Origin of the sequence: Billgrantia gudaonensis, assembly GCF_900100195.1 — a bacterium.
In the GTDB taxonomy this organism is placed as follows: domain Bacteria; phylum Pseudomonadota; class Gammaproteobacteria; order Pseudomonadales; family Halomonadaceae; genus Halomonas; species Halomonas gudaonensis.
On record NZ_FNES01000015.1, the window covers coordinates 68,289 to 85,894 of the forward strand.

The window sequence follows — 17,606 nt, forward strand, 5'->3', positions numbered from 1 at the left end:
CATGTCTCACACCGCCGTCCCCGTCTTCAAGCTGTATGGCGAGACCCGCCACTGGCCCACCCCGGATCTACTCCACTGCGAGTCGATCCCCGAGCGCAGTCGCCTCCATGACTGGCGGATCCGCCCCCACCGCCACGCCGACCTCGTGCACGTCCTGCACGTGACCGCTGGCAGCGTGGCACTGGAACTGGAAGGCAGCACGCGGCCGCTACAGGCTCCCTTGGCCATCGTGGTGCCGGCAATGAGCATCCACGGCTTCCAGTTCTCGCCGGATATCGGGGGGCAAATCCTCACTCTGGCCAAGCCGTTGGTCGAGCGCCTGCAAGGCCTGCTGGCCGAACGAGCCGGCGTGCTCGACCGCGCCGCGGCCCATTCGCTGACCGGACTCGAGGCTGCCAGCCGGATCGACACCCTGGTGACTCAGATCACCGCCGAGTACCGCCATCCGGCCCCGGGGCGCGACCGCCTGCTGGAGGCTCTGACCCAAGCCCTGGTGGTGGAGCTGTCACGTTGCGCCGATCATCGAGTGCTGGATGGCAGCCGGTCGCTGCGACGCCAGCATGATCGCGCCAGCCAGCACCTCACGAACTACCAGGCGTTGATCGAAACCCAGTTCCGCCAGCAGCCCAGCATCGAGGCATTCGCCGACCAGTTGGGCATGACCGGCGCCCATCTCAACACCCTGTGCCGGCGACTGGCCGGGCGCAGCGCCCTTCAACTGCTGCACGAGCGCCTGCTGCTGGAAGCCAAGCGCCAACTGACCTACACCAACATGACCATCAGCCAAGTCGCCGACAGCCTCGGTTTCTCGGAACCGGCCTACTTCACCCGCTTCTTCAAGCGCCTGACCGGCCTGTCACCGCGGGAATTTCGCCGGCGTCAGCCCGACCCCTGACACGCAACGCAAGCGCCCCCGGAAAGCCATGCCTTCCGGGGGCGCGGGGTAGCGCTGCAAGGGCTCAGCCAGCGACGGCCAGTGCCTTCTTTTCGAAGGCCTCGGCATTGGGGCAGAAGCCCCGGCATTTTGCCCAACCTTCACCGCCACGCATCGCTCTCCAGCAGCGCCCTACTGTCGGGCAGCGATTGCACACCGCCTGCAGTTCGGCGAAGTGGGTCGCCTCGTCGGCGCCGAAATCCTCAGCGGCCAAGTCGAAACGCTGCATCATCTCGGGCATCAAGGTCTCGGCAGGGATCAGCTCGCGATCGCCGCCGCGGTTCAGGGTGCGCGCCACCTCGCGCTCCAAGGCCGGTGCCATGGGGGTGGCGAGATCGCGCACCATCTCGCGGTAGCTCGTGGCAGCCTCGTTGCGCATTCCCTGCACCAACTGCGGCATCGATGCCGCGAACAGGCGCTCCTCCAGGCGGGCCAGCCAGCCCTGACGTTCGCTCTGCTTGTCGCTCATGTTCACCTCCGATTCGCCCGTGGCGGCCGTGGCCGGCCTGCCTTCGTACCGGCAGCATGAACCGCGCCGCCTGGCGTGCCAATTGAGGTTTCGGCGAGATGGCATAACCGGGGAGTTATCGCGAAGCGCCCCGACTGTCGCCGGGGCGTCGCGTGCTGGCCGATGGCACACTCAGATCAGGAAGAGCGTGGTCAGCACCGGGAAGGCGATGAGCAGCGCCAGGCGCACGAAGTCCGAAACGATGAACGGCGCCACGCCGCGGAAGATCTCGCCCAGCCCCACGTGGGGTGCCATGGCCTTGATCACGAAGACGTTCATGCCCACCGGCGGAGTGATCAGGCCCAGCTCCACGGTCAGCACGGTGATGATGCCGAACCACACCGGGTCGATGCCCAACGACTGGATGATCGGGAACACCACCGGCACGGTGATCACCAGCATGGCGATGGAGTCCATGAACATCCCGAGCACGAAATAGAGCAGCAGGATGCACAGTACCACCACGAACGGCGACAACTCCGCCGCGAACAGCATATCGCTGATCGAGAAGGATATACGCGACACCGAGATGAAGTAGCCCAGGGTCTCGGCGCCCACCAGCATGAAGAACACCACCGCGGAGAGTGCCAGGGTCTCCTGCACGCTGCGCCACAGTTCGGCGCCGCGTAGCCCCTTCACCAGGGCATAGAGCAGGGTCGCGAAGGCCCCCACGCTCGCCCCCTCGGTGGGGGTGAAGGCGCCGAAGTAGATCCCCAGGATCATCACCAAGAAGACCGCGAAGAACGGCACCAGACCGCCGAGCGAAGCCAGCTTCTCCTTCCAGGCGGTGGGCTCGCCGGCCACCGCCATCGACGGCCTGAGGCGCATCACCACGCTCACGGTCAGTGCATACATCACCAGACCCATCAGCCCGGGCACCAGCCCGGCCATGAACATGTCGCCCACCGACTGCTCGGTGAGGATGGCGTAGATCAACAGCGCGATGGAGGGCGGAATCATGATGCCCAGGGTGCCGCCGGCGGCCAACGCTCCGGTGGCCAGACCGCGGTTGTACCCGTAGCGCTCCATCTCCGGCAGGGCGACCCGGGTCATGGTACTGGCAGTGGCCAGCGACGAGCCGGAGATCGCCGAGAAGACCCCGCAGGAGCCCACCGCGGCGATGGCTAGCCCCCCTTTCCAGCCGCCGCAGATCACCCGCGTCGAATGGAAGAGCTTGCCGGCCATCCCGGAGTGCGCGGCCAGCACCCCCATGAAGATGAACATGGGCACGGCGCTGAAGCTGTAGTTGGAGAGCACCTCCACCGGCACCGTCTTGAGCTGGGCGATGGCCGCGTCCCAACTGATGATCTGAGCGAACCCCACCACTCCGACGACCAGCATGGTCAACGCCACCGGCACCCGCAGCACCATGAGGAGGAGCAACAGGCCTAGCCCCAGGGCTCCGATCGCTTCACTCCCCATGGGACACCTCCCCGTCGGCACCGAACACCGCACTGAGCAGTGCATGGATCAGACTGCGCAGCCCGAGCAGCAGGCTGAGCGCGGCCGCCAGATAGTAGATGGGCCCCATGGGCAGGCGTAGATCCTGCGTCACCTCGCCGTGGCGCGCCGCCGCCGCGGCCGAATCGAGCAAGCCAATGAACAGAATCAGGCCGAGTGCCGCGAACCCCAGCAGATAAACCCCGTGCAGGCGGTTCTTGAGGTTGGACGAAAGGCCGTGAGAGAACGCCTCCACCACTACCTGGCTCTTCTCAACGTTGGCCGCCATGGCCGCCAGCAGCGAGAACAGCATCAGGTAGCTGACCAGCTCCACGCTGCCGGAAACCCGCAGAGCGATGGCGCCGTCGGTGATCCGATGCAGGTAGCGGGTACCGACATCCGCGATGGTCACCGTCAGCAGTGCCAACAGGGCGATGCCGGCCACGAGACGACAGACAAGGGCCAGCCAATGGCTGGCCCTTTCCAGGGAAGGCATCATCACGGCTTACCCTTGCTCGGCAGCGCAGGACTCGCTGGCCGCCAGCGCCGCTTCGTAGACCTCGCGCCCCGGCAGGTCGCGTTCCTCGAGTTCGGCGAGGTAGCTGTCGATGCCGTCCTGCAGGGGCTTCTGCCAGTCCGGATGCTCCAGGGGATTGTCGATCTCGCGAATGGTGTGGCCGGCCTCTTTCGCCTCCTGCTTGCCTTCCACATCGAGGCGGTCGAAGACCTCTCCGGCGTTCCCGGCCCATTTCATCCCGGAGTTGGCGTCGATCACCGCCTGCTGCTCGGGGCTCAGGCCGTCATAGGTGCGCTGGTTCATGGTGGCCACGAAAATCAGCGTGTAGAACGGCACCTCGGTGTGGTACTCGACCAGTTCGTTGATGCGGAAGCCCTTCAGGCCCTCCCAGGGGAAACTCAGGCCATCGATCACGCCGCGCTGCATGGCCGTATAGATGTCCGGTGCCGGCATGCCCACGGGGTTGGCGCCCATGTTTTCGAGCATCTCGCCGGCCACGGCGGTGGGACGACGGATGCGCAGCCCCTCGAGATCGGAAGGCTCCTGGACGTCGGTGTCGATGGTGTGGATGCCGCCCGGGCCGGTGGTGAAGAAGAACAACGGCCGAGTGTCGGCATACTCTTCGTCGAGATGCCCCTCGTCGTAGAGGGTCTGCAGCACGCAGGCACCCTGCGTCGCCGTCGTCGCCACGCCGGGCAGCTCGACGATCTGCGACAGCGGGAAGCGACCGGCGGTGTAACCCTGGGCGGTAGCGCCGATATCGGCAATGCCGTTGACCGCCGCCTCATAGATGGAATCCGGCTTGGCCAAGGTGCCGGAAGGGAACATCTCGACTTCGAGCTCGCCGCCGGACTCCTCCTCGAGCGTCGCAGCCCAGGCCTCGAAGATATCCTGGTTGATGCCGGAGGCACCTGGCCAGAAGTGCGCCATGCGCAAGGTGGCGCCCTGGGCGGAAGCCGCGGTCAGACCGGCGATGGAGGCTGCCAATAGGCAGCGAGTGAGCGTGCGGTTCATCAGGATCCTCCAGGATTATCGTTGTCGGCGACTGCTGGTTCGCATCACGAACTTACGTTCGCATGTTGTGTAAAAAGTAACTCACCCCGTCGCCATCCGATAACCCACTTTGGTCTAATGCCTTCCGCGGCAGCGGACGAGACAGGGACTCCCGGGACCACCATAGCGGCCCATTTCGGCAGCAACCGATCAAATTGCCATGCATACTTGGACTTTCCGCATACTGCCGCACGACCAAAGTCGCATCCCGCTCCACCATCGCAGCAAGCGCGACGCCCTCGAGTGGCGATAGAAAAAAGGGCCCGGACCGCCTCGCAGTCTCGGGCCAAGGAGGATTCAAGGGGAGGCGGTCAGCGGGTCGCCGCACCGGCCTTGCGACGCCGGGGCAGCTCGAGAGCGAACTCGAAGTCCCGGAACTCGACGAGCATCGAGAGGCCCGCCCCCAGCACCAGCGCCCAGAAGGAGGCGCCGATGCCGAAGATCTGGATGCCCGACACCGCGATCAGGAAGGAGAACATGGCGCCCACTTCGTGCTTGCCGGAGAAGGTCATGTGCATGGCCGAGCTGATCACCCGCAGCAACGCCAGCCCGGCGATGATGGAAATGAAGTAGCCCGGCATGGCCTCGATCAGGTTGAACACGAAGCCGTAGAACGGCGCCGCCGCGACGAAGATGATGCCGACGATCACCGCGGCCACCCAGCGCTTGTCGTGGCTGCCGGCTTCGGGCCCCGAACAGATGCCGGTCATCGGCGCGGCGATGCAGGTGCTGTGAAGGTTGAAGAAGGCCGAAAGCATGGTGCCGAAGCCGCCCAGCGCGGTGATGGCGTTGGCCGGCGCCTCCTTGTAGCCCATGCCCTTGACCAGTCCCACCCCGGCAGGGGTCTCCATGCCCACCAGGATCAGCGCCAGGGGCAGGCCGTAGGCCAGGAAGGCCTCAAGGGTAAACGTCGGCATGATGAACTCGGGAAACCGGAACGAGAAAGCCACATTGGAGAAATCGGCCCCTGAAAGCGCCATGTAGCCGATACCCACCAGCAGGGTGACCACCAGCGGCGGCACCCGGCGCAGATAACGCGCGGCGAAGAAGAAGGAGAGAATCATCACCCCGGACGGCACCAGGGCGTTCTCTAGCGGAGACACCATGTCGATGCCGAACTTGAGCAACACACCCGCCACCATGCCCATGACGATGGGCATCGGAATCAGCCGCATGACCAGGCTCATCCACCCGGCCAGGCCGACGACCAGCGCGATCGCCCCGGCGATCAGCGTCGCCCCAAGAGCCTCGTTGAGCCCCACCACGGGGACGATGGAAGCGAACAACAGCGCCCCGGGAATGGAATTGGCCATCGGCAGAGGAAGACGGTAATAAGCAGGCAGGAAGAGCCCGAACAGACCGTTGATCATCAGGTAGCTGATCACCCACAGCAGGGTGAACTCCTGGGGCAGCCCAGCAGCGGTGCCGGCGCTGATATGGATGATCCCGGCGCTGAGGCCGAAGATGCCCGCCACCAGGCCCGCGCTCAGGTTGTCGGCGTTGAGGTCACGCAGGAAGTCGCGGGGCGCCGACGCCAGGCCGACGCCTTTCTCGAGGTGCTTCATGGTGAGTGCTCCAGGGGATTTGTTGTGATTGGAATCCGGATCGGGGGGGCGGGCGGCTAGCCCAGGTCCCCTCCCGCCACCGGCAGCACGCTGCCGGTGATGTAGCTGGCCTCATCGGAGGCCAGGAACAGGATCGGCGCGACCATCTCGTCCAGGCTGCCGTAGCGGCCCATCAGGCAGCTCGCCTTGGTCTGGTCGATATGCGCCTGGAACCAGGCCTCCTCCGTCGCGTTGCGCGGCTCCGGGGTGCCCCGCGAGATGCGCCGCGGCGGCGCTTCGGTGCCACCAGGCGCCGTGGCCACCACGCGAATGCCGTGATCGGCGACCTCGAAGGCCAGCGACGCAGTCAGAGCATTGATGCCGCCCTTGGCCGCCGAGTAGGGAATGCGGTGGATACCGCGAGTCGCCGCCGACGACACATTGACGATCACGCCGCTGCCCTGCGCCACCAGGGTGGGCAGCGCGGCATGGCAGCACCACAGCGTGGGCATCAGCGAGCGGGTGATTTCGGCGGCAATCTCGGCCTCGCCGAACTCGGTGAACGGCTTGAAGTGGATCGCCCCGCCGACGTTGTTGATCAGGATATCGAGGCGCCCGTAGTGCGCGACGGTTCGGGCCATGACGTCCTCGGCGCCTACCCAGGTCTCCAGGTCGGCCTGCAGGGCGATCGCCTCGGCGCCCTGCTCGCACAGGCTCGCCACCACGTCATGGACGAGGTCGGCGCGGTCGACCAGCGCCAGGCGCGCCCCTTCCGCGGCGGCGCGCTCGGCAACCCGCCGGCCGATGCCCTGAGCGGCGCCGGTGATCACCATTACCTGGTCAGCAAAGCGAGTCATGCTGCCTCCCCGGGTGCCTGATTGGGGGTGAACTTCTCGTAGTGGAAGCTCTGCGGCGCGATGTCCTCGGCATCGAAATGCTCGAGCACGGCGTCGACCATGGGGGGCGGCCCGCACAGATAGACGTCGATGTCACCGTCGTGCAGCACCTCGGCGTCCATGTGGTGGGTCACGTAGCCCTTACGCGGATGGTCGCTCATCTCGTCCACCACCACGGTGGCGTAGCTGAAGCCCGGCAGCCGCTCGGCGAAGGCATCCAGGGCGTCGGTCTTGACCAGGTGGTCGTCCTTGTTGACCCCATAGATCAGGTGCACCGGCTGATCGCAGCCCTGCCCTTCTTCTCGCTTCCGGGCCAGCTGCTCGAGCATGGAGAGGAAGGGGGCGAGGCCCGTGCCGCCGGCCAGCATCAGCACCGGCCGGGCGATCTCGCGCAGGTAGAAGCTGCCCAACGGGCCGGTCAGCGTCAGGCGATCGCCCGGCGCACAACGCTCGGTCAGGTAGGTGCTCATTACCCCGTCCGGGATGTTGCGGATCAGGAAAGTGGCACGCGCCTCCCCCGGCAGCGAGCTGAAGGAGTAGGAGCGGTGCTCGCCGGTGCCCGGCACCTCGATGTGGATGTACTGGCCGGGCAGGAAGGCCAGACCGGCCTCCTCGTCGAGGTCGATGGCCAGTTCGATGCTGTCCTCGGAGAGCGGCTCGACCACGGCCACCCTGCCCTCGACCTTGCCCACCTGGGTCTTGCACAGGGTGGAGGCCACCGGCACCTGGATGACGCAATCGGAGGACGGCACCATCTGGCAGGTCAGCACCTGCCCCTCGGCGGAGAGCGCCTCTTCCAGGTACTCGTCACCCATGTCGAACGCGCCCTGTTCGCAGTGTCCCTTACAGGTGCCGCAGACACCGTCGGAGCAGTCCATCGGCAGGTTGACCTTCTGCCGGTAGGCGGCGTCGAGAACCGTTTCCCCTGCCTTGCAGCCGATGAAGCGGGTCACCCCGTCCTCGAAGTTGAGCGCAATGGTATAGCTCATGGTCGAATCTCCTCCCTCACCAGTCAGATGTGATAGACATCGATGACCTGGTGGATGTAGTCGTTGTTGAGTTGCACGACTTTTCTGGTGATCAGAGGCTCCTCGCCCGACACGTCCAGGGTGTAGAAGGAGGTGCCGAAGAACTCCGTAGTCTTCTTGTAGCGGTGGTTCAGGGTGTGCCAGTTGAAGCGCAGCTCCACCCGGTCGTCCGCCTGCTCTAGCACCTCAACGTTGCTGACGTGGTGGGTGGTGCGCGGCTCCGGCGTGCTCGCCCCGCTACGCTCGGTCTTGATGCGATAGACCCGGTCCTCGAGCCCCTCGCGATTGGGGTAGTAGATCAGCGAGATCTCGCTGTGCGGGTCGCCAGTCAGCCGGTCGTCGTCGTCCCAGGCCGGCATCCAGAACTCGACGTCCTTGTGGTAGCAGGTCAGCCACTCGTCCCACTGGCGGTCGTCTAGCAAGCGCGCCTCGCGGTAGAGAAAGGCCTGGAGTTGCTGGTAGTCGATGCTCATCTGTGTTCTCCCCTCTAGCGGATCTGCCGGCGTTACGCGGACTGGGTGGCAATGAACTGGCTGCGCTCCTTGTCGATGGCGCGCAGCATCTCCTCGACCCAGTGCTTGTGGTGCAGCACGTAGAGGCCCTCGTCTTCGGGCGAGGCGCCGCTCAGGCGCGGCTTCATATCGATCTGCCTGGCGTTGTCGTCGGCGCCCTCGATCCACTGCTTGGCGCCACGAGAGAGGTCGTTCCACTCGGCGAGCGCCCCGTTGTAACCCTCCTGGCAGGCGCGGAATTCCTCGAGGTCGTCCGGGGTTCCCATGCCCGAGACGTTGAAGAAGTCCTCGTACTGGCGAATGCGCACGCGGCGATTCTCGGCCGACTCGTCCTTGGGCGCGAAGCAGTAGATGGTGACCTCGGTCTTGTCCACGTCGATGGGGCGCAGTACGCGGATCTGGGTGGAGAACTGATCCATCAGGTAGACGTTGGGGTAGAGACAAAGGTTACGCGTCTGGTTGACGATGGCGTCTGCGCGCGCCACGCCGAGTTCCTTCTCGATCCACTCGCGATTCTGGTAGACCGGACGCACTTCGGGGTTGAGCAACCGGGTCCACAGCAGCATGTGGCCGTTCTCGAAGGAGTAGAAGCCGCCCAGGCTCTTCGACCAGCCATCGGCGTCCACCGCCTGGGTGCCGCCGGCCTCGTAGTTGCGGCGCTCCATGGTGGAGGCGTAGTTCCAGTGCACGGTGCTGACGTGGTAGCCGTCGGCGCCGTTCTCGGCCTGCAGCTTCCAGTTGCCGGTGTAGGTGTACGACGAGGTGCCACGCAGGATCTCCAGGCCGTGCGGCGCCTGGTCGACGATGTTGTCGATGATCTTGGTGGTCTCGCCCAGGTGCTCCACGAGCGGAGCGACCTCGGCGCTCAGGCTGCCGAACAGAAAACCCTTGTAGCTCTCGAATCGCGGCAGGCGCGTGAGGTCGTGGGATCCGTCCTGCTTGAAGCCGTCCGGGTAGGCGCCGGTCTTTTCGTTCTTGGCCTTGAGCAGCTTGCCGTCGTTCTTGAAGGTCCAGCCGTGGAAGGGGCAGGTGAAGGTGCCCTTGTTGCCCCGCTTGCGTCGGCACAGAGTGGCGCCGCGGTGAGCGCAGGCGTTGATCAGGCCATGTAGCTCACCGGCCTTGTCGCGGGTGACGATCACCGGCTGGCGTCCCATGGTCACGGTCATGTAGTCGCCGGGTTCGGCGACCTGGCTCTCGTGGCCCAGGAATAGCCAGTTGCCCTCGAAGATGTGCTTCATCTCGAGTTCGAAGAACTCGCGGTCGGTGAACATGCTGCGATGGCAGCGGAAGATGCCGGCCTCGGCGTCGTCGACGACGGCGCCGCGCACGCGCTTCTCGAGCTGATCGAGTTTGCTGGTCATGGTCAGGCTCCTCGCTATGTTGTCGTATCCGTCTGTGGGAGCTCGGTCGGCGGCAGGCCGCCTTCCTCTTCGGCCTGTCCCCTGACGCTCCTTATGGGAGGTCAATGGCAGCGATCACACCTTGGCGGTACCCGCCAACTGGCTGGCCCGGTCCTGCTCGTCCTCCTTGGCACGCGGACGGGCGTGGCGCACCTGCAGCTCGGGCGCATCGGTCCTGGCCAGCTCGACGTCGAACACCACCTCGGCGAAGGGGCCATCCAGCTCGCGCCTGGCGATCTCGGCTGGATCATCGATGCGTTGGGCTGGCACCACCAGCTCCTCGCGGGTGGCGAAGGCGAAGTCGTCGTAGGTGTAGGGGTCGCCTGCCAGGTTGATCTGGGTGGTGAGGTGCTGGTGACCCGGCGCGGAGACGAAGTAGTGGATGTGCGCCGGACGCTCGCCATGGCGACCCAGCGCCTTCAGCACCTGGTCGGTGGGAGCGCCTTCCGGTACGCCGTAACCGGAGGGAACGATGCTGCGCGCGGTATAACGACCTGCGCCGTCGGTGACGATGGTGCGGCGCAGGTTGTACTCGCTCTGGGTCTTGTCGAAGAAGGAGTAGCCGCCCTTGGAATTGGCGTGCCAGATTTCGACCTTGGCGCCGGGAACGGGGTTGCCGTCGAGGTCGCGCACTTGGCCGGTCAGCCACATGGTCTCGCCGTCCGGATCCTGGCCGTCGTCCATGCGCGCGAAGCCCTCGGCCTCCGGCGCGCCGGCCACATAGAGCGGGCCCTCGATGGTACGCGGGGTGCCGCCGGTGCGCTTGGCCTCGGCGTCGATGGCATCCTGGCGCATGTCCAGGTAGTGATCGAAGCCCAGCCCCGGCGAAAGCAGGCCGAACTGGGTCTCGTGGCCCAGAGCGTTGAGCAGGTCGACGGCGGACCAGTACTCCTCCTGGGTGACGTCGAAGTCGTCGATCAGCTTGAACAGGTCGGAGAGCAGGCGGTGCATGATCCGCTTGGCGCGCTCGTTGCCGCCTGCCTGATCGAAGCCAGCGACGCTGTTCAGGAAGTCCTGGACCTCTGGAGTATCGAAAATCTTCACGGTCATGGTGTTGTCCTCGTTGTATCGGTCGGTTCCGCCCGTGGGCGGAGGCTGGCGCGATTCGTCCGTGACTCAGGCATCGTCCTCGCAGATGGAGGAGGGGTGTCGGCACAGCGGCTTGACGCTGATCGCCATGTAGGGGAAGAGCGGCAGGTTGCTCACCAACTCCTGGAGCTCGGCGTTGTCCTCGACGTCGAAGATGCTGACGTTCGAGTAGCTCCCGGCCACGCGCCAAAGGTGGCGCCACTTGCCGGCACGCTGCAGTTCCTGGGCGTAGGCCTTCTCGGTCGCCTTGATCTCGGCGGCACGCTCGGCCGGCATCTCCGGCGGCAGCTTCACGGTCATTTCCACCTGAAACAGCATGGGGTTCTCCTCTTCAATCGGGTCGCGTGCGGTTACTTGCGCGAATAGTGAGCAAGCTTGTCTTCGTCCAAGGTCACACCGAGCCCGGGGCCGCAAGGGAGCTCGACCCCGAAGTCGCGGTAGGCCAGAGGCTCGGCGACGATGTCGTCCTCGAGCAGCAGCGGGCCGAACATCTCGGTGCCCCAGGCGAGCTCCGGCAGGGTCGCCCAGGCGTGCAGCGAAGCAGCGGTGCCGATGGTCCCCTCGAGTAGGGTGCCGCCGTAGAGGCCGATGCCGGCGGTCTGGGCCAGGTGGGCCAGTTCCAGCGCTCCCTGCAGGCCGCCGGACTTGGCGATCTTCAATGCGAAGGCGCCGCTGAAGCCGCCGGCCGCTAGGTCGAAGCCGTCGCGAGCGTCGGCCACCGACTCGTCGGCCAGCATCGGCACCCGGAAGCGATTGGCCAGGCGAATCAGGCCGGCATGCTCGCGCGCCGGGATGGGCTGCTCGATCAGCTCGATGCCGGCGTCCTGCAGAGCGGCGATGCCGCGTACCGCGGAGGCTTCGTCCCAGGCCTGGTTGACGTCGACCCGCACGCCGGCCCGGTCGCCCAGCGCCGCCTTGATCGCCGCCACGTGGGCGACGTCCTGAGCCACGGGGTTGGCACCGATCTTGAGCTTGAAGTCGCAGTGGCAACGGTCGTTCAGTCGCTGAAAGGCCTCGTCGATGTCCTTGGCGGTGTCGCCGCTGGCCAGGGTCCACAGCACCGGCAGGTGGATCTGCTGGGCACCGCCCAGCAGCTCGGCCATGCTGAGCCCCAGGCGCTTGCCCTGGGCATCCAGCAGTGCCGTCTCCAGCGCCGACTTGGCGATGGCATTGCCGCGGGCATGACGCGCCAGCTGAGTCCGCAGGGCGTTGAGGTTGTTGGCGGGCTGGCCGATCAGCAATGGCGCCAGGTAGGTATCGATGTTGCGCTTGATGCTCTCGGGGCTCTCCGGGCCGTAGGCCAGGCCACCGATGGTGGTGCCCTCGCCCAGCCCCTCGATGCCTTCGCTGTCGCGCAGGCGCACGACGACCAGCGTCTGCCGTGCCATGGTGGTCATGGAGAGCTGGTGAGGGCGGATGGTCGGCAGGTCGACCAGCAGCGTCTCGATGGTGTCGATGGTGGATGACATGGCGGCTCCGAGTTCCGGCAATGCAGTGAATTAACCGGGAGTGTGATTGCCGCCGGAAAGGGGAACCAATATTGTTTGAGTGCCCAGCCATACCCTGGAGGTATCATGGAACTGCGCCACCTGCGCTACTTCTGCGTGGTCGCGGAGGAGCTCAACCTGACCGCTGCGGCCGAGCGCCTGCACATGTCTCAGCCACCTTTATCGCGACAAATCAAGCAGTTGGAGCAGGAAGTGGGCGCCGAGCTGTTCGAACGCGGCCCGCGTGGCCTGCGCCTGACGGCCACCGGCCAGTTTTTCCATCAGCATGCCCTTCAGATACTGGAAAAGGTGGACGCCACCCTGGAGGCGACGCGGCGCCTAGCCCGCAGCCGGCGTGTGATGTTCGGCATCGGCTTCGTGCCGTCGGTGTTCTACGGGCAACTGCCACTGCTGGTGCGTGAATTGCGACAAAAGGATAACGTCGAGCTGACGCTGGCCGAGCTGACCACGGTGCAGCAGATCCAGGCGCTCAAGGCAGGGCGCATCGACCTGGGCTTCGGTCGCCTGCGCATCGACGACCCGGACGTGGAGCAGGAGTCGTTGTTCGACGAACCGCTGATGGCCGCCCTACCCGCCGGCCACCCGCTGGAAGGCTCCGAGCCCAGCCTGGAGGCGCTGGCCCGCTATCCGTTGATTTTGTTTCCCGCCAAGCCGCGCCCCAGCATGGCCGACATGGTGCTGGGACTGTTCCGCCGCCACGGTCTCAAGGTGGACGTGGTGCAGGAGGCCAACGAGCTGCAGACCGCGCTGGGTCTGGTCGCCTCGGAGATCGGCATCACCCTGGTGCCCGAGCAGGTCATGCGGGTGAAGCGCGAAGGCATCGTCTACGCCTACCTAGCCGACAAATCGATCACCTCGCCGGTGCTGTGCAGCCGCCGCCGCGGCGAGACGCCCTCGCCGCTGATGCGCGAGGCCGACGCCATCCTCGAGGTGCTCGTGGAAAACCGCCGCAGCGGGCGCTATCCGTAGACGCTAAAGTCGATCAGTGACGAGGTCCCACTGGTACGATGCCACTGGGGTTCAACGCCTTGATCGAATAGTAGCCCGCCTTGATGTGGTCGAGATCGACGGTCTCACTGATACCGTCCAGCGCCAGGATGCGGTGCAGGTAGGCGTGCAGGGCCGGCATGGCATTCAGGGTGTTGCGGTTGCACTTGAAGAGCCCGTGATAGGCCGCATCGAAGCGCACCAGGGTCACGAACAACCGGATGTCAGTCTCAGTCAGGACATCGCCGAAGAGATAGGGCCGCCCATCGCCGAGGCGTGCCTCCAGCGCATCGAGCCGGGTGAAGATCTTGCCGTAGGCCTCCTCGTAGGCCGGCTGGCTGGAGGCGAAGCCGGCCTGATAAACACCGTTGTTGAGATCAGTGTAGATATCCCGGTTGAGCGACTCGATCTCGGCGGCCAGGGCCTCGGGGTAGAGGTTCGGCCCTTGGTCGACCAGGTGCGAGAAGGCGCTATTAAGCATGCGCAAGATGTCGGCCGACTCATTGTTGACGATAGCGCCGGTCTGCTTGTCCCACAGCACCGGCACCGTGGCACGGCCGGAGACCTGTGGATCGGCGCGGGTATAGAGCTCGTGCAGGTAGCGTGAGTCGTGGAGCGGGTCCTCGTCGGCGCCGGGAAAGCCGCCGAACTGCCAGCCCTGGTCGGTCAGGCGAGGGTTGACCACGGTCACGCCGATCATTGCCTCTAGCCCCTTGAGCCGGCGCGCCATCAGGGTGCGCGAGGCCCAGGGGCAGATGTAGGCCACGTAAAGGTGATAGCGCCCCGCCTCGGCCTTGAAGCCGCCCCTGCCGGTGGGACCAGAGGCGCCGTCGGGGGTGATCCAGTGGCGGAAGGTCGAGGTCTGGCGAATGAAACGCCCCTGCTCGTCCTGCGCCTGAACCGGCTGCCACTTCTCCTGCCAGATGCCGTTGACCAGCATGCTGTTTCCTCCATTCATTCGGTAGGGCGCCCTCCAGGAGGGAAGGCGCCGAGACGGGTGGTTGACAGCGGTGGCTCAGAGGCGCTTCGCCACCAGGCCGTCCACGGAGAGGCGGCCGGCACCCTGGAGCGTCAGAGCCACGGTGGCGGCCAGCAGAGCGAGGCCGAACTCGTAGCCGTCGTTGGCGAGGAACAGGCCATTGCCGAGATGCACGCTGACGATGGCCACCAGCATGGTGAAGGCGGAAGCCAGCGCCGCGGGGCGGGTCAGCAAGCCAAGCATCAGGGCCAGGCCGCCGAAGAACTCGGCGCCGCCGGCCAGCAAGGCCATCAGCATGCCGGGCGCCAGGCCGATGCTCTCCAGCCACTGGGCGGTGCCCGCCAGGCCATAGCCCCCGAACCAGCCAAAGAGCTTCTGGGCGCCGTGGGCGGCGAGGATCAGGCCCACCGGCACGCGCAGGGCCAGGGCGCTATAACCGCCGGTGGTGTAGAACAGGGTCTTCATCGCTTGTGTCGTCATAGTGCCTTCCTCATCCGGGTGTTGGGGTGCGCTGAGACGCCGAGTGGTCTCGAACGATGAGGCCACTCTACTCTCGCCAGATAAGCGAAATAAGGACACCAGTGTTGCATGATTCTCCATGAAACATGGATAATCAGCGGATACCCTCACCCAGAGAGCCCGCCATGGACCGCCTCGATGCCATGCGCACCTTCGTCACCGTGGTTAGCGAGGGGAGCTTCACCCGGGCGGCCGAGCGCCTTGCGCTCTCCCCGCAGCTGGTCAGCAAGTACGTCTCGCAACTGGAGCAGCACCTCGGCGTGCGCCTGCTCAACCGAACCACCCGTCGGCTTCACCTGACCGAGGCGGGGGCTGCCTACCGGCAGCGCGCCGAGCAGGTGCTGGCCGAGATCGACGACATGGAGAGCGAGCTCGGCGCGCTGCAGACACAGGCCCGCGGACGGCTGCATGTCAGTGCACCGGTATCGTTCGCCATCCGCCACTTGGCGCCGCTGGTCAACGACTTCCAGCGGGCCAACCCCGCCGTGGATATCGACCTGCAGCTCAACGACCGCAAGGTCGATATCGTCGAGGAGGGGTTCGATATCGCGCTGCGCATCGGACGGCTCAGAAGTTCCTCGCTGATTGCCAAGCGCATCGCCCCCGTGCGCCTGGTACTGTGCGCCTCGCCCGAGTACCTGGCCACCCACGGCACCCCCAAGCATCCCAGGGGCCTCGCCGGGCACCGTTTTCTGCGTTACCGCTACATGGAGGAGAGTCAGGAGCCACTCTTGCAGTGGCTACCGCGCAGCGGCGGCGGGGGTGACAAAGCGCTGAGCGAGCTGACCAGCAACAATGGCGATGTGCTGGTGGAGGCCGCCCTGGGCGGGGCCGGCATCGCGTTACAGCCGACCTTCCTCTGCGGAAGCGCCATCCAGCAGGGCAAACTGGAAGTAGTGCTCGCCGAGCATGAGCCCGAGCCCCTCGGGCTCTATGCGGTGTACGCCCACCGCCAGCTGCTGGCGAGCAAGGTGCGCCACTTCGTCGATTTCCTGGAAGGCTACTTCGGCGACCCGCCCTACTGGGATCGTTTCTGAAGGCAGGCCCTCACTGCCCAAAGGGACGTTGCCCCCAGCCTATCGATATAAATGAACCATTCCGACTTTCATAGAAACATATTGCCACCACCGCCTTGGTGGATCAGGGCGCTCATGAAGCGTCTGCTCCAGTGCATCCAGCACTATGTCGGCACAGAACGCGCGGGAGCGCTCAGGAAGCAAGGGGTCAAATCGGATAGTGCCGTGGTCCCAGCTGCAGCGTGAGCCAGCGCAGATCGGTGAACTCATCGATGCCGGCCTTGCCGCCGAAGCGCCCATAGCCGCTGGACTTGACGCCGCCGAAGGGCATCTGCGGCTCGTCGTGCACGGTCGGAGCATTGATGTGGCAGATGCCCGACTGGATGCGCCCAGCCACCTTCAGAGCGCGTGCCGTATCGCGGCTGAACACCGCCGCCGATAGGCCGTACTCGCTATCGTTGGCGACCCGCACGGCCTCCTCCTCGCCGTCGACGCGGATCACCGCCACCACCGGCCCGAAGGACTCCTCGCGATAAAGCCGCATGTCGGGCATCACCCCATCGACGACGGTGGCCTGCATGATCACGCCGTCGGCTCTGCCGCCGCTGGCCAGACGCGCCCCCTTGGCTTCGGCATCGTCGAGCATCGCATTGAGCTTGTGCCCCGACTCGGCATCGATCAGGGTGCCCAGCGCATTGCCTTCGTCACGCGGATCGCCGGCCTCGAGCGCCGCGGCACGGGCGGCGAGCTTCTCGACGAAGGCATCGGCGACCGAGGCATCGACGATCAGCCGCTCGGTGGACATGCAGATCTGCCCCTGGTTGAAGAAGGCGCCGAAGATCGCCGCGTCCACGGCGGCGTCCAGGTCGGCATCGTCCAGCACCAGCAGGGGCGCCTTGCCGCCCAGTTCCAGCAGCACCGGCTTGAGATGGCGCGCGGCCTTCTCGGCGATGATCCGCCCCACCCCGGTGGAGCCGGTGAAGTTGATGCGTGCCACCTCGGGATGCGCGATCAGCGCTTCCACTACCTCCGGGGCATCCGCTGGTGCATTGGTGATCACGTTGACCACACCGTCGCCGAGCCCCGCCTCGACCAGCACTTCGCCGATCAGGTGGTGGGTGGCCGGGCACTGCTCAGAGGACTTGAGGATCACCGTGTTGCCACACGCCAGCGGCGTGGCCACGGCCCGGGTGCCGAGGATGATCGGCGCGTTCCAGGGCGCGATGCCCACGACCACGCCGCACGGCACGCGCACGCCCATGGCCAGGCTGTCGGGCACGTCGGAAGGGATCACGTCGCCCTGGACCTGGGTGGTCAGCGATGCCGCCTCGCGCAGCATGCCGGCGGCCACCATTACATTGAAGCCGGCCCAGCCCGGGGTGGCGCCGGTCTCATCGACCATGCGCTCGATGAACTCGGCCTGACGGGCTTCCATGAGGTCGGCGGCCTTGAGCAGCTTGGCGCGGCGCTCGCCGGGGCCACTCTGCGACCAGGTCTCGAAAGCCTTCGCCGCGGCATCCGCCGCCGCCTTGGCATCCTCGACCGAAGCGGCCGCCGCCTGGGTGACGGCCTGGCCGCTCAGCGGATTGGCGCGCTCGAAGGTGGTGGACTCGTGGGCAGGCCGGGGCTGGCCGCCGATCAGTAGTTCGAGTGTCGTCATGGGTCTCTCCTTGGCA

General features: G+C 65.9%; 18 protein-coding genes. 3 read left to right on the top strand and 15 right to left on the bottom strand.

The window, feature by feature from the left end; translation table 11 throughout:
- Position 1: 1 nt before the first annotated feature.
- Positions 2-895 carry a helix-turn-helix domain-containing protein gene (locus BLP96_RS16015; protein WP_089688171.1) on the top strand — a complete coding sequence of 298 codons (894 nt, stop codon included), beginning with the start codon at positions 2-4 and terminating at the stop codon, positions 893-895.
- Between the two features lie 64 nt (positions 896-959).
- On the opposite strand, the gene BLP96_RS16020 is transcribed toward BLP96_RS16015, so the two are convergent.
- The 12 genes from BLP96_RS16020 to BLP96_RS16075 form a co-directional block, all read right to left on the bottom strand.
- Positions 960-1,403 carry a hypothetical protein gene (locus BLP96_RS16020; protein ID WP_089688173.1) on the bottom strand — a complete coding sequence of 148 codons (444 nt, stop codon included), beginning with the start codon at positions 1,401-1,403 and terminating at the stop codon, positions 960-962.
- Positions 1,404-1,574: 171 nt separating this feature from the next.
- Positions 1,575-2,864 carry a TRAP transporter large permease gene (locus tag BLP96_RS16025; protein ID WP_089688175.1) on the bottom strand — a complete coding sequence of 430 codons (1,290 nt, stop codon included), beginning with the start codon at positions 2,862-2,864 and terminating at the stop codon, positions 1,575-1,577.
- Positions 2,854-3,381: a TRAP transporter small permease gene (locus BLP96_RS16030; RefSeq protein ID WP_176761544.1), complete on the bottom strand. Its 528-nt coding sequence runs from the start codon at positions 3,379-3,381 to the stop codon at positions 2,854-2,856. Before BLP96_RS16030 ends, BLP96_RS16025 begins: the two co-directional genes overlap by 11 nt.
- 6 nt (positions 3,382-3,387) lie before the next feature.
- On the bottom strand, positions 3,388-4,413 hold the full coding sequence (locus tag BLP96_RS16035; protein ID WP_089688177.1) for a TRAP transporter substrate-binding protein: 1,026 nt from the start codon (positions 4,411-4,413) through the stop codon (positions 3,388-3,390).
- Positions 4,414-4,763: 350 nt separating this feature from the next.
- Positions 4,764-6,017: a benzoate/H(+) symporter BenE family transporter gene (locus BLP96_RS16040; protein WP_089688179.1), complete on the bottom strand. Its 1,254-nt coding sequence runs from the start codon at positions 6,015-6,017 to the stop codon at positions 4,764-4,766.
- 56 nt (positions 6,018-6,073) lie between these two features.
- Positions 6,074-6,853, bottom strand: coding sequence for a benzoate diol dehydrogenase BenD (gene benD, locus BLP96_RS16045; protein ID WP_089688181.1), 780 nt, complete (start codon positions 6,851-6,853; stop codon positions 6,074-6,076).
- The gene (benC, locus tag BLP96_RS16050; RefSeq protein WP_089688183.1) at positions 6,850-7,881 is read right to left on the bottom strand and encodes a benzoate 1,2-dioxygenase electron transfer component BenC; all 1,032 of its coding nucleotides are present in this window, start codon (positions 7,879-7,881) and stop codon (positions 6,850-6,852) included. The genes benD and benC overlap by 4 nt, the downstream gene beginning before the upstream one ends.
- A gap of 23 nt (positions 7,882-7,904) precedes the next feature.
- Positions 7,905-8,393, bottom strand: coding sequence for a benzoate 1,2-dioxygenase small subunit (benB, locus tag BLP96_RS16055; RefSeq protein WP_089688185.1), 489 nt, complete (start codon positions 8,391-8,393; stop codon positions 7,905-7,907).
- 32 nt (positions 8,394-8,425) lie between these two features.
- Complete coding sequence (locus BLP96_RS16060; RefSeq protein ID WP_089688187.1) at positions 8,426-9,793, bottom strand: Rieske 2Fe-2S domain-containing protein; 1,368 nt, start codon at positions 9,791-9,793, stop codon at positions 8,426-8,428.
- A gap of 114 nt (positions 9,794-9,907) precedes the next feature.
- Complete coding sequence (gene catA / locus BLP96_RS16065) at positions 9,908-10,882, bottom strand: catechol 1,2-dioxygenase (protein WP_089688189.1); 975 nt, start codon at positions 10,880-10,882, stop codon at positions 9,908-9,910.
- A 66-nt stretch (positions 10,883-10,948) separates the two neighbouring features.
- Positions 10,949-11,239 (bottom strand): muconolactone Delta-isomerase, encoded by a 291-nt coding sequence (gene catC / locus BLP96_RS16070; protein ID WP_089688191.1) that lies wholly within the window; start codon positions 11,237-11,239, stop codon positions 10,949-10,951.
- 32 nt (positions 11,240-11,271) lie between these two features.
- Positions 11,272-12,390, bottom strand: a complete 1,119-nt coding sequence (locus BLP96_RS16075; RefSeq protein ID WP_089688193.1) for a muconate cycloisomerase family protein — start codon at positions 12,388-12,390, stop codon at positions 11,272-11,274.
- A 105-nt stretch (positions 12,391-12,495) separates the two neighbouring features.
- Here BLP96_RS16075 and BLP96_RS16080 point away from each other — a divergent pair, with 105 nt between their 5' ends.
- Complete coding sequence (locus BLP96_RS16080) at positions 12,496-13,398, top strand: LysR family transcriptional regulator (RefSeq protein WP_089688195.1); 903 nt, start codon at positions 12,496-12,498, stop codon at positions 13,396-13,398.
- A 13-nt stretch (positions 13,399-13,411) separates the two neighbouring features.
- Here BLP96_RS16080 and BLP96_RS16085 read toward each other — a convergent pair whose 3' ends face one another.
- A complete protein-coding gene (locus BLP96_RS16085; RefSeq protein WP_089688197.1) occupies positions 13,412-14,356 on the bottom strand; it encodes a glutathione S-transferase family protein in 945 nt (314 codons plus the stop codon).
- Positions 14,357-14,431: 75 nt separating this feature from the next.
- Entirely contained in the window at positions 14,432-14,875 is a 444-nt protein-coding gene (locus BLP96_RS16090; RefSeq protein ID WP_089688199.1) for a DoxX family protein, read from the bottom strand.
- 164 nt (positions 14,876-15,039) lie between these two features.
- Between BLP96_RS16090 and BLP96_RS16095 the strand changes: the two genes are divergently transcribed.
- A complete protein-coding gene (locus BLP96_RS16095; protein ID WP_089688201.1) occupies positions 15,040-15,951 on the top strand; it encodes a LysR family transcriptional regulator in 912 nt (303 codons plus the stop codon).
- A gap of 187 nt (positions 15,952-16,138) precedes the next feature.
- Here BLP96_RS16095 and BLP96_RS16100 read toward each other — a convergent pair whose 3' ends face one another.
- Entirely contained in the window at positions 16,139-17,590 is a 1,452-nt protein-coding gene (locus BLP96_RS16100) for an aldehyde dehydrogenase (protein WP_089688203.1), read from the bottom strand.
- Between the last annotated feature and the right edge of the window lie 16 nt (positions 17,591-17,606).